Below are 13799 nucleotides of genomic sequence, written 5' to 3' on the forward strand. Positions count from 1 at the left end.
ATGACCGGCAAGTTGAGTGCTCGGGCCCTCGAACTCACCGAGCGGCGCGTGCCGTTCGTCCACGCGCGCGTGGTGCGGGCCCAGGCGCCCGCCTCGGCACACCCCGGCGACGAGGCCATCGTGCACGGCGACGGCACCATCGACGGCTTCGTCGGCGGCCAGTGCGCCGAGGGTTCGGTGCGTACGGCCGCGCTCGGCGCCCTGCACGACGGCGGACCGCTGCTGCTGCGCGTCCTGCCGCAGGGGGACGCCGAGTTCCCCGAGACGCCGGGGGCGCGGGTCGTGGTCAACCCCTGCCTGTCGGGAGGTGCGTTGGAGATCTTCCTGGAGCCGGTGCTGCCACCGCCGCTGATCGAGGTCGTCGGGACCACACCCGTCGCGGAGGCCTGCGTCGCGTTCGCCGGCCTGCTCGGCTACGCCACGGCCCGCTCCCTGCCCGAACACCCGCCCACCGCGCACACGTCGGCGGTGATCCTGGCCGGGCAGGGCCGCGGCGACGCGGAGTCCCTGCGCGCCGCCCTCGACGCGGGCGTCGGTCACATCGCGCTGGTCGCCAGCCACCGCCGTGCCGCAGCCCTCCTCGACGAACTCGGCCTGACCGAGTTGGAACGGTCCCGCGTGCGGGCTCCGGCCGGGCTGGACATCGGCGCCCGTACGCCGGCCGAGATCGCGCTGTCGATCCTGGCGGACGTGGTGCGGGTCGTCCACGCATCGAAGACTCCCGCGCCCGAGCGCCCTGCCCAGGCCGTGGACCCGGTGTGCGGCATGACCGTGACCGCAGGCCCCGACACACCCCATCTCACCACCGGGGAGAGCGAGTTCTGGTTCTGCGGTCCGGGCTGTCGGGACCGCTGGTCCTCGGGTGGGCGGGCCACCGGGTGAGCGAACTCTTCACGGACGCCGACGACGTACGGCAGCGGCTCGCCGAGGTCGGCCACCTCGTCGACGACGGCACGGCGACCGCCCTCCTCCTGGCCACGCTGCTGGACCGGCCGCTGCTGCTGGAGGGCGAGCCCGGCGTGGGCAAGACCAGTGCCGCCAAGGCACTCGCCAAGGCGCTGGACACTCCGCTGATCCGGCTCCAGTGCTACGAGGGGCTGACGGCGGGCGAGGCGCTCTACGAGTGGAACTACCAGCGCCAACTGCTCGCCGTCCGGCTCACCGAGGCGCACGGACGGGAGCTGTCCGACGCCGACCTGTTCACCGAGGACTTCCTGCTCGACCGGCCCCTGTTGCGGGCGGTGCGCCATCAAGGCCCGCTGCCGCCCGTGCTGTTGATCGACGAGATCGACCGGGCCGACGACGAGTTCGAGGCGCTGCTCTTCGAGTTCCTGGGCGAACGGTCCATCAGCATCCCGGAGTTGGGCACCTTCACCGCCGTACGCCCGCCCGTCGTGGTACTGACCTCCAACCGCAGCCGGGAACTCCACGACGCGCTGCGCAGGCGCTGCCTGTACCACTGGATCGACTTCCCCACGCCCGAACGCACGGCGGAGATCCTGCGCCGTACGGTACCGGCCGCGAACGAACCGCTGATCGCGTCCACGACCGAATTCATCGGCCGGGTACGCGAGTTGGACCTCGACAAGGCGCCCGGCATGGCGGAGGCCATCGACTGGGTCTCCGCCCTGGCGGCGCTGCGGGTCGCGCGACTGGCCCGCGACGACATCGTCCGCACGCTCAGCACGGTCGCCAAGAGCCCCGACGACCGCACGGCCGTCGTCGGCGCCCTCGACGCACTCGGCTACCCCGAAGAAGCGAGGACACCATGAAGATCGACAACGAGTTCAGCGTCGGTGTGCCGGTCGAGCGGGCGTGGCAGGCGCTCACCGATCTGGAGGCCCTCGCCCCGTGCATGCCCGGGGCCGAACTGACCGGCGTCGACGGCGACGTCCACCGGGGCAAGGTCAGGGTCAAAGTCGGGCCCATGGTCAGCCAGTTCGCGGGTACGGCGCGCTTCCTGGAGCGGGACGAGAGCGCCCACCACGCCGTGATCAGCGCGGCCGGCAAGGACATGCGCGGGGGCGGCAACGCGTCGGCGACGGTCGACGCGCGGCTGCGCGGCGAAGGTACGGGCACGGTCGTGACGGTCAGCACGGACCTCAACATCAGCGGCAGGCTGGCCCAGTTCGGCAGCGGCATGATCAAGGAGATCTCGGAGAAGCTGTTCGCGCAGTTCGTGGCGAACGTGGAGACACAGTTGCTGGCGACACGGGAAGCCGAGACGCAACCGGAGGCAGTCCCGACGGAACCGGAGGCAGTGCCGGCGGCACCCGTGTCACAGCCCGCGCCGAGCGTGCCGCTGGACCTGATGCAGGTGGCCGGCGCTTCCGTGTACAAGCGGCTGCTCCCAGCCGTCGGCGCGGCCGTCGTCATCGCCGTGGTGATCTATCTCCTGGTCCGATGACACCGAGCGGTCCACTGCTGCCGGCCGTCGACCGGGCCGCGTTCGCGACCGCACTCGCCGCGCGGCTCAGGGAACACGGCGTATCGGTGGGTCTGACCGGCACGCGGGACTTCGTGGACGCGCTCGCGGCCGCCCCGCCCAGGACGCGCACATCGTTGTACTGGACGGCTCGGGTCACCCTCGTACGCGACCGTCCCGACCTGGCCCGCTTCGACGACGTCTTCGACGCGGTCTTCGGGCAGTCCGTACTCGCCCTCGACCCGAACGCGCGCCGCAACGGGCGCAGTGCGGGGGCAAACGGCGAGGACTCTGCGGGCGCCGACTCCAGCGGCGGTGACCCCGTCGGCGGTTCCGGGCTGCCGTGGGTCACCCTGCCGCCCGCCGTCGACAGCGCCGAACACCGTGAGAACCGGGCCCTGACGACGATGCCGGAACGGCTGCCCAGCGAGCTGGCGGCAGCGGTGGACACGCCGTTCGGTGAACTGGACGCGGAACAGGCCGAGTTGCTCGGCCGCTGGCTCGAAGCACGGCTGCGGGACTGGCCCGTACGCCGCACCCGGCGCCACACCGTGCGGGCGAGCGGTCACCGGGTGGCGATCCGGGAGACCGTGGCCCGGGCCCGGCGGACCGGCTGGGAACCGGTACGGCTCGTCCGGTCCGGGCCGGTGGACCGGCCGCGCCGGGTCGTCGTGCTGTGTGACGTGAGCCGGTCGATGCAAGCGCAGGCGGTGGCGTATCTGCATCTGATGCGAGCCCTCGTGCTGACGACGCATGCGGAAGTCTTCGCGTTCGCCACGTCGTTGACCCGCCTCACCACGGTGCTCGCGCACCGCTCGGCCCAGGAGGCGTTCGGCGAGGCGACGGAGCGGGTCGCCGACCGGTTCGGCGGCACGCGCATCGCCCACTGCCTGGGCACGCTCCTCACCTCGCACCACGGCGGCACCCTGCGCGGCGCGGTCGTACTGATCGCCTCGGACGGCTGGGACGGCGACCCACCACACCAGCTCGCCACCGCCATGGCCCGACTACGCCGCCGCGCCCACACGGTGATCTGGCTCAACCCCCGTGCCGCCGCCCCCGGTTTCGCCCCCCGCACGACCACGATGACGGCGGCCCTGCCGTACGTCGACCTGCTGCTCCCGGCCGACAGCTTCGGCGCGCTGCTGCGGGTGCCGGGCGAGATCGCCCGGTTCAGCCGCTAGGGCCGGTGCCGATGTCCCTCACTCCTCACCCGCGCGTGGAGCGGAAAGCGCCCGCCGCCCACTCGGGAACCGCTCAACTCCCTTTGCGCGTAGGTACATTGAGGAGACTGAGGCAGGGGGCCTTGATATGCGGTACGTGCGCGGCTTACGAGCTGTCGTGTTACTGGGCACGCTGGTGTTGGCCAGTGGCTGCTCGGACGGCGACGACGGAGCGCGTGGATCGTCGGAGACGTCCGCCTCAACCCCGGCCGCGACGTGGACCGAGGCGGAGACCCCGTCGAGCAGTCCGCCCCAGTCGCCGTACAGCGACACCGACACCGTGCTGCTGGCCAAGGACGATTGTTACGGGTCCGCGGCCGATGACGCGGAGGGCCGTGTCGAGGAGATGGCCTGCGACGACCCCGACGCCATCGGCAAGGTCCTCAAGCGCGTCAAGGAGAAGATGACCCGGTCCACCTACATCGACTGCCCCGACTCCACGGACGACGTGCTGGGCGTCACCGATGCCAGTGGGCCGGAACTCGCGGGCTCACGTGACTACGCCCGGTGGCTGGGCGGCGTGGGTTACGCCTGCGTACGCAACCTCAAGGCCCCGCACCCCGGTGACCCGGGCGGAGGGGGCATGGAGATCCGCGTCGGTGACTGCCTGTGGACTTCGGGCCCGACCGACCAGTACAAGGAAGTCCCTTGCGAGGGGGAGACGTTGCCCGATCTCAAGATCGTCGGCGAGCCGGACCCGTACGGCAACTGCCCACGCAAGGACGACATCAAGCTGGCGGAGGACTCCTTCCTGGACATCGCCGGGTTGGACGGTCCGACCTACTGCGCAAGACACGTCACACAACAGTGAGCGGACATCGACGACGGGGCCTAGCTCCACAACGTCACATGAATAGCCGGCCGGAACCGCCCCGCCGTAACCCCCGCACCACGCAACATCGCCTGCGTGGCCCGCGGCGTGGTGACAAACCGCCGCAACTCCGCGGCGGCGGCCGGCGCTTCGCGGTCGGGCAGGGCGAGCAGGTTCCAGGAGCCGCGCGCGGGAAGTTGAGGACCGGCGAGTTGACGGAGATCACCTTCGGCGAGGTCCTTCGTCACCGCGAAGGCGACCGCGAGGGCGACTCCTTTGCCGCGTTTGGCCTCGTCGACGGAGGCGGCATGACTCTGGAAGATCCGCTGGTTGTGTTCGGGGATGCCCAAGCGGCGCAGTACCGACGGCACCATGCCCGTCCGCCCCACCGCCGAGGGACCCAACAGCCAGGTCTGGCCGCGCAGTTCGGCCGCACCGGCAGTCGCCGCGGACGCGAGCGGATGGTCCGGTCCTACGACGGCGATCACCTGGTAGTTGAGGAAGTGCGTGCAGGTCGTGGCGTCGTCGAGGGTGGCGGGGCGGGGCCCGATGGCGACGTCAACCGCGCGGGTCAGCAGCAAAGAGGCGAACTTCTGCGGGCCGTGCACGCTCAGTTCGACGTCGAGGTCGTCGGCGCGCCCCGCGAACAGCTCGATCAGTCCGGGGGCGGCATGCTCGGCGAACAGGCTCGACGCGGCGACGCGCAGCAGTCGTCGGCCGGAGCCGGCCTGTTTCACTTCGAGGATCGTCCGGTCCTGCAGCCCCAGCATCTCGGCGGCGCGGCTGGCCAGCCGCAGCCCGCCGGGGGTGAACGCGAGCCCGTTGGCCGTGCGGGCGAAGAGCTTGTCGCCGAGTTCCCTGCGCAGATGCGCGATGTGGATGGAGACGGCGGACTCGGTGACGGCGAGATCGGCCGCGGCGGCCTTCACGGAACCAAGGCGTACGGTCGCCGCGAAGGCCCGTAGTTGCGCCGGAGTCAACCAGAACCTCCCGCACTCGCCACGGGTGCCCATTCACCTGTGCCCTGGACCTCAAATTAGCGCACTTGTTCGCCGAGAGCCATGGTCGCGCCGAGAGCCGCGGGAACACAGGAAAAGCACAGGCGGGAAAGTTCAGCGGCCTGCCAAAACCCGTACACCGCAAGGGTGTTGACGTGCACACACCGGCCTGCAAAGGTCTGGACCTGGCGCAGCCAGTAGCGCCCCCCACAGCCAAGAACCTGGAGTTGGCGTGCCTCATTCGACACCCCCCACCACAAACCCCGCAAGAGCCGCGAAGCCCCGCAGCCGGCGCCTTCGCCGCTCCGCCGTCGTCACCGTCCTCGGTGCGCTGGCCCTCGTGGTCGGTCAGGCGACGGCCGCCCAGGCCTCCGTGCTGACGGCGCTCCCGCAGAACGCGGACGGCCTGGAGCAGACCTTCTCCCCGGCCTACGACTACGACGGCGACGGCTGCTACGCCACGGCCGCCATCGGCACCGACGGCACCCTCAACCCCGGGCTGAAGCTCGGCGGCGACGTCAACGGGCACTGCCACGACCTCGCCCAGCTGAACAACTCCAACACGTACTCCCGGACGAAGTGCAACAACGACTGGTGCGCGGTGATGTACGCCAGTTACTTCGAGAAGGACCAGGTCACGCTGGGTCCGGCGGCCATCGGGCACACCCACGACTGGGAGCACGTCGTGGTGTGGATCAAGGACAACACGGTCCAGTACGTGTCGGTGTCGCAGCACTCCGCGTACCAGGTGTCGGCGGCCTCGGGGGTGCGCTTCGACGGCACACACCCCAAGATCGTCTACCACAAGGACGGCATCGGCTCGCACGACTTCCGCTTCGCCAACACGAACGACGAGCCCGCGGAGAACGCCACCGGCAACTGGTTCTACCCGCGTCTGGTGGGCTGGAACGGCTACCCGGCCGGCCTCAAGGACAAGCTCCTGGGCGCCGACTTCGGCTCGGCCACGCTGAAGATCAGGGACAGCGACTTCAACTACGCCCTGTCCATCGCCAAGCCGTCCGGCATCTCGTTCGACCCGAACGCGTGATGCCGGCCCGGCCTCGGAACCGCTCTCACGGGCGGGTCTCGTAGCGTGGTTTCGGGGTCGGGTGGATGTTCTGGTTGAGGCGGAAGACGTTGTCCGGGTCGCGGTCGGCCTTGATGCGGGCCAGGCGCTCGTAGTTGCCGCGGTAGCTGGCCCGGACGCGTTCCTGTCCTTCGTCCATCATCATGTTCACGTAGGCGCCGCCCGCCGAGTACGGGTGCAGGGCCTCCTGGTAGTCGACGGCCCACCTCTTGATGAGGCCGGTGTTGGCGGGGTCCCGGTCGACGCCGGCGAAGACGGAAGCCCAGCGCGCGTCGCGATACGCCCACGGGGTCTCGTCGTTGCCGACGTCGTGGGCGGCGCCGTCGATCGGGTAGAGGTGCATCGTCGACTGCGGGGTGGGCACCTCGGCGCCGAATTTGGCGTGGAGTTCGACGGCGTCGTCGGGGATGTCGTTCACGAAGTCGGCGCGCCAGTACCACTGGTCGCCGGGCGGGTAGAGCCCGTCGAACATGCCCTGCATGTCCGGGTGTTGCATCGGTCCGGCCGCGTGCAGCAGGGGTGTGGGCAGGGCGTCGAGCAGCGGGGCCATCTCGCGTGCGGCGGCTTCGGTGTCGCCGCCGGTGTAGCACCACACGACGCCGGCCGTCTTGCGCAGCTGGATCTCCTCGGGGAACGGCGGGGCGGGCGGGACGCTTCCGTACAGGAAGAAGGCGTTCAGTTCGCGGGGCGCGTTCGGCAGGAAGTCCCGGTAGGCGGTGAGGACTTCGGCGCTGATCTCGACCGGCCAGAAGGTGGGCCCGGCGACGACCGTGCTCACCTCGTGCAGCCGGAACAGGAACGAGGTGACGACGCCGAAGTTGCCGCCACCGCCCCGGACCGCCCAGAACAGGTCGCTGTTCTCGTCCGAACTCGCCCGTACCCGGCTCCCGTCGGCCAGCACGAGGTCGGCCTCCAGCAGGTTGTCGATGGTCAGCCCGCACTTGCGGGTGAGGTGGCCGAGCCCGCCGCCGGTGGCGATTCCGCCGACGCCGGTGGTGGAGATGATGCCGCTGGGGGTGGCGAGTCCGTGCGCGTTGGTGGCCCGGTCCACCTCGCCCCAGACACAGCCGCCGCCGACCCGTACCGTGCGGGCCTCGGGGTCCACGTGGATGTCCTTCAGCGGTGACAGGTCGGCGACCACTCCCCCGTCGACGGTGCCGAGTCCGGCTCCGTGGTGCCCGCCGCCGCGTACCGCGAGGGGCAGTTCGTGGGCGCGGGCGAAGGCGATCACGCGGGCCACGGCGTCCGCGTCGGCGCAACGGGCAATAAGGGCAGGCCTCTTGTCGATCATCGCGTTGTAGACGGCGCGGGCCTCCGGATAGGCGGCGTCGTCCGGGCCGATCAACTCCCCCGTGAAGTCGGTCAGTTCACGGCGAGCGGTCTGTGCGGGCGTGCTGGACATGCGGTCCCCCGTTTCGTGGTGCTCTGCATGACCTGCTCGTTCTATGTCGCCCGCGACTGTGCGGTCATCCGTGCGCGTCACCCAGCTCGGCGCCGTCGGGTACCTACGTTTCGCCGTACGGCAGCAGCCCGAGTTCCGTGGCACGGACGGCGGCCTGCCCTCTGGTGGGTGCGTCGAGCTTCTCCAGTACGGCCCGCACATGGTTGTCGACGGTACGGACGGACACCACGAGCCGGTCGGCGATCTCCGGGTTCGTGAGGCCGTCCACCAGCAGTCGTACGACCTGGAGTTGGCGCTCGGTGAGTCCGCCCGGGTTGCCCCGGGTCGCCGCGTGCGGGCCGCGCGGGATGTGGCGGACGCCGAGGGTGCGCAGTTCGGTGCGGACGAGGCGGGCGAGGGGTTCGGCGCCGAGCGCGTCGAGTTCGGCGAGCGCGGTGAGTTTGTCGGCCGGGTCGGGGCCCTCGGCGAGCGCGGCGGCGTGTTCGTAGGGGCAGCCTGCTTCCTGCCACAGATCCGCGGCCCGTTTCCACTCCCCGGCGGCCTGCAGCGCGTACGGGTGGTCACTGTCGTCGACGGCCACCGGGTGCCCGGCCTTGCTGAGCCAGTAGCCGAGTTCGGCCCGGTACGGCCCATGGTCGAGGTGGGCCGCCTGCGCATGGACCGGCTCCGCCGCCTCGATCACCGCCGCATGGTCGCCCCGCAGCCAGGCCGCCTCCGCCCGTGCCGCCGCCACCGGGCCCATGCGCTGCAACTCCCCGGCCCGTACGGCGATCTCCTGGGCCTGGGTGAGGAGTTCGTCGGCGCCCGGCCTGCCGCACCGGACGCGCACCCGGGCCAGGACGGTCAGCGCCGGGCAGCGGGCCGGTACGAAGTCATGCATCCCGTACTCGGCCTCTCGCTCGGCGTCGTCCCAGTCCGCCGCCGCGAGCCGGCGCATGGCCTGCTCGACGTGGAGGTAGTTGAGGAACCCCAAGTGCTCCGCGCGGTCGGCGAGTTCCAGGGCCGGGGGCAGGAAGCGGTCGGCCTCGGCGTAGCGGAGGTCGTCGAGGAGGGACCAGATGATGTTGGCGTAGGACCGGCAGGCGTGTTCGACCTCGCCCGCGGCCAGCGCCACCGCGAGGCTCTCCTCGACCTGCCGTCGCCCGTCCGGGTCCCCGCTGCGCCAGCGGGCGGTGCCCACGTTGTTGAGGGCGTGGGCCAGGATCGCCGCGTCGTCCGCGCGCCGGGCCAGGGCGATGGCGCGCTCGCCGTGCGCGATGGCCTCGGCATACCGGTCGGAGAGCATGCGCAGTTGGGCGGTGTTGCTGAGTGCGAGGGCCAACAGCCGGTCGTCACCGGCGTGTTCGAGGACGGCGATGGCTTCCCGTGCCGCGTCCTGGGCCTCCTGCGCGTGGCCCGCCCACCAGTGGATGCGGGACAGCCAGCGCAGATCGGCGCCGAGGGTGAGGGTGTCGCCGAGGGAGCGGCGCAGGGCCACGGCGTCGCGCTGGGCGGCGACGGCCTCGACGGAGTCGGCGACGGTGTAGCACTCCACCGCGTAGCGTTCGAGCAGGTCGGCGAGTTCGGCGGGCGGGTAGCGGTGCCGTTGCCGCAGCACGAGCCGTAGCTGGGCGGCGGCCTCGCGGTGGGCGCCCGCCTCGGTGGCGTCCCGGGCCGCGCGGGGGCCGTAGCGGGCGATGGCGTCCTGGTCTCCGGCCTGTGCGGCGTGGTGGACGACGCGGGCGGGGTCGGAGCCCGGCCGGAGCATGAGGGCGGTGAGCACATCGCGGTTGAGGTCGATGCGCCGGGCCGCGGGCAGGGAGTCGGCGACGGCGCGGCGGATCAACTCGTGTCGGAACGCGACGCGTTCGGGGGTCACCGTGAGGAGCCCCCGCTGTTCGGCGTCGGACAGCACGGCGACTCCGCCGGTCACCAGCGCGTCGACCAAGGGCCGTTCGACGGCCGAGGGCACGACGGCGAGTTGCTCCAGCGCGTCGACGGTCCGGCCGTCGAGTCCGCGCAGCCGGGCGAGCACCGCGTCGACGACCGTCGGGGGCACTCCCCCGGTACCGCCGGCCGCGAGGACCTCGGTGACGAAGAAGGGGTTGCCCGAGGTCACCTCGTAGACCTGCGCCGGGTCGAGCCGGCTGGCCGAACTCAGGCTGTGCACCGCCGACTTGGAGAGCCGGGCCAGCGGCAGCCGGTGCACGCGGTCCGTGCGGGACACCTGCCCGAGAAGGTGGCGCAGCGGGTGCTCGCGGCTCAACTCGTCGTCGCGGTAGGTGAGGACGAGTACGGCGGGCAGCCGATCCATCCGCCGGACCAGGAAGCGCAGGGCGTCCAGCGAGGCCTCGTCGGCCCAGTGGACGTCCTCGACGACGAGCACCGCCGGATGCGGTACACCGGCCAACTCCCCTTGCAGTGCCTCGTACACGCGGTGGCGGTCGCCGCCCTCCAGGACGGCCAGAGCGAGTTCGGTGCCGACGCTGCCGACGAGGTCGCGGAACGGGCCGAGGGGGCGGCGGGTGGCGAGGTCGTCGCACTGGCCCAGGAGGACGCGCGTGCCGTGCGGCAGCCGGTCCGGCATGGCCTTCACCAGGGTCGACTTGCCGATGCCTGCCTCGCCGAAGACGAGCACAACGGAGCCGGCCCCGTCCGCCGCCTCACGTGCGGCCGAGGCCAGTCGCGCCAGTTCGGGCTCACGCTCGAGGATCCCCCGATCCACGTGGCTGATTGTGCCACTCCCCCGCGAACTCCCGTACGGGTGTCACACTTCGGCCCTCCGCCGCCCTCTTGAACGCAGACACTCACGGGAGGCGTTCATGACCAGGACCGAACCGTCCGGGGCGACCGCGCAGCACCTGATCGAACTCTCGGCCGGGCCCCTCGCGTACGAGGACACCGGCGGCGACGGTCCCGTCCTGGTGCTGCTGCACGGCCTGTTGATGGACGCGTCGCTGTGGGCCGGTCCGATCGCCGAACTGTCCGCCGCCCACCGGTGCGTGGCCCCGACCCTCCCGCTGGGCGCGCACCGCCATCCGATGCGGGCGGACGCCGATCTGTCGCTGCCCGGGGTGGCCCGGCTCGTCGCCGAACTCCTCGACCGGCTGGATCTGCGGGACGTCACGCTCGTCGGGAACGACACGGGCGGGGCGCTGGCGCAGCTGCTGATGGCGGAGGGGGCCGCGCGCGTGGGGCGGGTGGTCCTCGTCTCCTGCGAGGCGTTCGACAACTTCCCGCCGGGTCTCACGGGCCGCACCCTCGTGCTCGCGGGGCGTCTTCCGCCGTGGTTGTTCGGGCAGTTCATGCGGCAGATGCGCGTGCGGGCGCTGCGCCGCCTGCCGTTCGCGTTCGGCCTGCTGACGAAGCGCGGCGACGCGGTCACCGCGCGCTGGACGGAGCCGGTCCGGCGGCAGCCGGAGATCCGCCGCGATGCCGTACGCGTACTGCGCGCCGCGTCGGCGGGCGGGCGCCGCCTGCTGGAGCGAACCGCCGTACGGCTGCGGGAGTTCGACCGACCCGCGCTGGTGGTCTGGGCGAGCGAGGACCGGGTGATGCCGCCCGAGCACGGGCGGCGGCTGGCTCAACTCCTGCCGCAGGGGCGGCTGGTGGAGGTGGCCGACGGCTACACGCTGCTCCCGCTGGACCGGCCCGTCGAACTCGCCCGGATCATCGGCGAGTTCGTACGCGCGACCGCGTCGGCCGCACCGGCCTGATCTGGTGCCTGCGGCGCGGCTTGGGGGCGTCGAGCATGCTGACGCCGTTGTAGTTGCGGCCGTTCACGTAGAACGTGGGCCCGGCGACGAAGGTGACGACGACGGCGACCACGCTGATCGAGAAGAGGACGGGGAGCGACTGGCCCTCGGGGAGGGTCTTGCCACCCTCGTGGATCGCGTAGGCGAGGGCGGCGAAGAACACGACCGCGCACACGACCCCGATGACACGCATGACGGCCGCGAGCGTGCGGGTGGTGGCCTGGTCGCGGACCTCGGCCAGCAGGGACGCCGAGCACTCGGTGCAGGTCAGTTCCACCGTGTGCTTGCCCGACGGGGGCCGCTTGACCGCGTAGTGGGCGTCGGTCCAGGTGATCGTGCGCGTCTTCGGTCTGATGACGCCGCCCGTGACCTTGTCACTGAGTATGTGCCGGACTGCGACCTCCGCGGTCCCCGATGTGCTCATGGTTCCTCCGACACGCCGCCCCGACGATCATCACGAATCCCGCACAGTGTGACCTGTGAGAACCGGCCACTCAATGGTCCTGGTGATTTCTTTTCCTTCGCCTACAACTTCTCAACTCAGCCATGACGTGCGGGACTTCTCCGGTCGCACCTCTTGACGGCTTTGGTGCAGACCTTTAGGTTCACCAGCCAACAGACCTCCCATGAATGCATTCCCCGCTCATATATGTGAACACTCGTGTTCACGTCTCACCGCCCTCCAGCCGGCGGCGTCCACCCCCCACCCCAGGACGAAAGGGCCCTCGTCATGCAACGCCTCGCCCTGCGCTGCGCCCTCGCGCTCTCCCTCGGCCTCACCGCCGTCGGCACCCTCGCAGCCCCCTCCGCCTCTGCCGCGACCGGCACCATCACCGGCCTCGGCGGCAAGTGTCTCGACGTCGCCGGCGCCGGCTCCGCCGACGGCACCGCCGTACAGATCTACGACTGCAACGGCACCGCCGCCCAGCAGTGGACGGTCGGCTCCGACGGAACCATCAGAGCCCTCGGCAAGTGCCTCGACATCACCGGCAATTCGACCGCCAACGGCGCCCAGCTCCAGCTGTGGACGTGCGGCGGCAGCGCCAACCAGCAGTGGACGGTCAGCGCCGCGCGCGACATCGTGAACCCGGCCGCCAACAAGTGCCTCGACGTCACCGGCAGTTCCACGGCCAACGGCACCCGCACCCAGATCTGGACCTGCTCCGGCGCCGCCAACCAGAAGTGGACCGCGCCCGCGGCCGGCGGTACGACCCCTCCCACGACCGCCCCGATGGCCGTAGCCCCGTACCTGTACAACGGCTGGGGAAACCCGCCCAGCCCCACGACTGTCATGAACGCGACCGGCGTGAAGTGGTTCACGCTGGCGTTCGTCCTGAGCAACGGCTACTGCAACCCGCAGTGGGACGGCGGCCGCGCGCTGACCGGCGGTGTCGACCAGACGACCATCAACACCGTGCGCGCCAACGGCGGCGATGTCGTCCCGTCCTTCGGCGGCTACAGCGGCAACAAGCTGGAGAGCTCCTGCTCCAGCGCGAGTGAACTGGCGGCGGCCTACCAGAAGGTCATCAACGCCTACTCGCTCAAGGCCATCGACATCGACATCGAGGCCGACGCCTACAGCAACGGGACCGTGCAGCAGCGGACCGTGGACGCGCTGAAGACCGTCAAGGCCAACAACCCGGGCATCAAGGTGTACGTCACCATCGGCACCGGGCAGAGCGGGCCCGACACGAGCCTCATCAACCGGGCCGCGTCCTCCGGGCTGACCGTGGACGCCTGGACGATCATGCCGTTCGACTTCGGCGGCGCCGGCCAGAACATGGGCACGCTCACCCAGCGGGCCGCCGAGGGCCTCAAGACCGCGCTGAAGAACGCGTACGGCTACAGCGACGACGCGGCCTACCGGGACATGGGCATCTCCTCGATGAACGGCATCACCGACAACAGCGAGACCGTCACCACCGCCGACTTCCAGACCATCCTCGGCTACGCGCAGGCGCACCACCTCGCGCGGCTGACGTTCTGGTCCGCCAACCGTGACCGTCCCTGCTCGGGCGCCTACCCGAACGACGACACGTGCTCGGGCGTGAGCCAGAGCAACTGGCAGTTCACCAGCATCTTCGCCCAGTACACCGGCTGACGGACGCCGCCCTCCGGC

The 13799-nt window shown here is 71.1% G+C and carries 12 protein-coding genes; 8 read left to right on the forward strand and 4 right to left on the reverse strand.

Annotated elements, in window-relative coordinates:
* The 5 genes from OG714_RS04490 to OG714_RS04510 all read left to right on the forward strand — a co-directional run bounded on the left by OG714_RS04490 (position 1) and on the right by OG714_RS04510 (position 4459).
* Positions 1 to 882 (forward strand): XdhC family protein, encoded by an 882-nt coding sequence (locus OG714_RS04490; protein WP_406118666.1) that lies wholly within the window; start codon positions 1 to 3, stop codon positions 880 to 882.
* Positions 879 to 1772 (forward strand): AAA family ATPase, encoded by an 894-nt coding sequence (locus OG714_RS04495; protein ID WP_406118668.1) that lies wholly within the window; start codon positions 879 to 881, stop codon positions 1770 to 1772. The genes OG714_RS04490 and OG714_RS04495 overlap by 4 nt, the downstream gene beginning before the upstream one ends.
* A complete protein-coding gene (locus OG714_RS04500; RefSeq protein WP_406118669.1) occupies positions 1769 to 2407 on the forward strand; it encodes an SRPBCC family protein in 639 nt (212 codons plus the stop codon). The genes OG714_RS04495 and OG714_RS04500 overlap by 4 nt, the downstream gene beginning before the upstream one ends.
* A complete protein-coding gene (locus tag OG714_RS04505) occupies positions 2404 to 3609 on the forward strand; it encodes a vWA domain-containing protein (RefSeq protein WP_406118670.1) in 1206 nt (401 codons plus the stop codon). Before OG714_RS04500 ends, OG714_RS04505 begins: the two co-directional genes overlap by 4 nt.
* 157 nt (positions 3610 to 3766) lie before the next feature.
* Positions 3767 to 4459 (forward strand): hypothetical protein, encoded by a 693-nt coding sequence (locus OG714_RS04510; RefSeq protein ID WP_406118671.1) that lies wholly within the window; start codon positions 3767 to 3769, stop codon positions 4457 to 4459.
* Positions 4460 to 4479: 20 nt separating this feature from the next.
* Here OG714_RS04510 and OG714_RS04515 read toward each other — a convergent pair whose 3' ends face one another.
* A complete protein-coding gene (locus tag OG714_RS04515; RefSeq protein ID WP_406118673.1) occupies positions 4480 to 5439 on the reverse strand; it encodes a LysR family transcriptional regulator in 960 nt (319 codons plus the stop codon).
* Between the two features lie 358 nt (positions 5440 to 5797).
* Here OG714_RS04515 and OG714_RS04520 point away from each other — a divergent pair, with 358 nt between their 5' ends.
* Positions 5798 to 6505 carry an NPP1 family protein gene (locus OG714_RS04520; RefSeq protein WP_406131718.1) on the forward strand — a complete coding sequence of 236 codons (708 nt, stop codon included), beginning with the start codon at positions 5798 to 5800 and terminating at the stop codon, positions 6503 to 6505.
* A gap of 25 nt (positions 6506 to 6530) precedes the next feature.
* On the opposite strand, the gene OG714_RS04525 is transcribed toward OG714_RS04520, so the two are convergent.
* Together OG714_RS04525 and OG714_RS04530 are read right to left on the reverse strand one after the other, a co-directional pair.
* Positions 6531 to 7946 (reverse strand): FAD-binding oxidoreductase, encoded by a 1416-nt coding sequence (locus tag OG714_RS04525; protein WP_406118674.1) that lies wholly within the window; start codon positions 7944 to 7946, stop codon positions 6531 to 6533.
* Between the two features lie 103 nt (positions 7947 to 8049).
* Entirely contained in the window at positions 8050 to 10650 is a 2601-nt protein-coding gene (locus OG714_RS04530; RefSeq protein ID WP_406118675.1) for a helix-turn-helix transcriptional regulator, read from the reverse strand.
* A gap of 97 nt (positions 10651 to 10747) precedes the next feature.
* Here OG714_RS04530 and OG714_RS04535 point away from each other — a divergent pair, with 97 nt between their 5' ends.
* Positions 10748 to 11641 carry an alpha/beta fold hydrolase gene (locus OG714_RS04535; RefSeq protein ID WP_406118676.1) on the forward strand — a complete coding sequence of 298 codons (894 nt, stop codon included), beginning with the start codon at positions 10748 to 10750 and terminating at the stop codon, positions 11639 to 11641.
* Here the strand turns inward: OG714_RS04535 and OG714_RS04540 are convergent.
* A complete protein-coding gene (locus tag OG714_RS04540; protein WP_406118677.1) occupies positions 11595 to 12104 on the reverse strand; it encodes a hypothetical protein in 510 nt (169 codons plus the stop codon). The two genes, OG714_RS04535 and OG714_RS04540, sit on opposite strands and share 47 nt — an antisense overlap.
* A gap of 306 nt (positions 12105 to 12410) precedes the next feature.
* Between OG714_RS04540 and OG714_RS04545 the strand changes: the two genes are divergently transcribed.
* Entirely contained in the window at positions 12411 to 13781 is a 1371-nt protein-coding gene (locus OG714_RS04545) for a ricin-type beta-trefoil lectin domain protein (protein ID WP_406118679.1), read from the forward strand.
* Positions 13782 to 13799: the final 18 nt, after the last annotated feature.

Source organism: Streptomyces sp. NBC_00989 (genome assembly GCF_045162655.1).
In the GTDB taxonomy this organism is placed as follows: Bacteria; Actinomycetota; Actinomycetes; order Streptomycetales; family Streptomycetaceae; genus Streptomyces.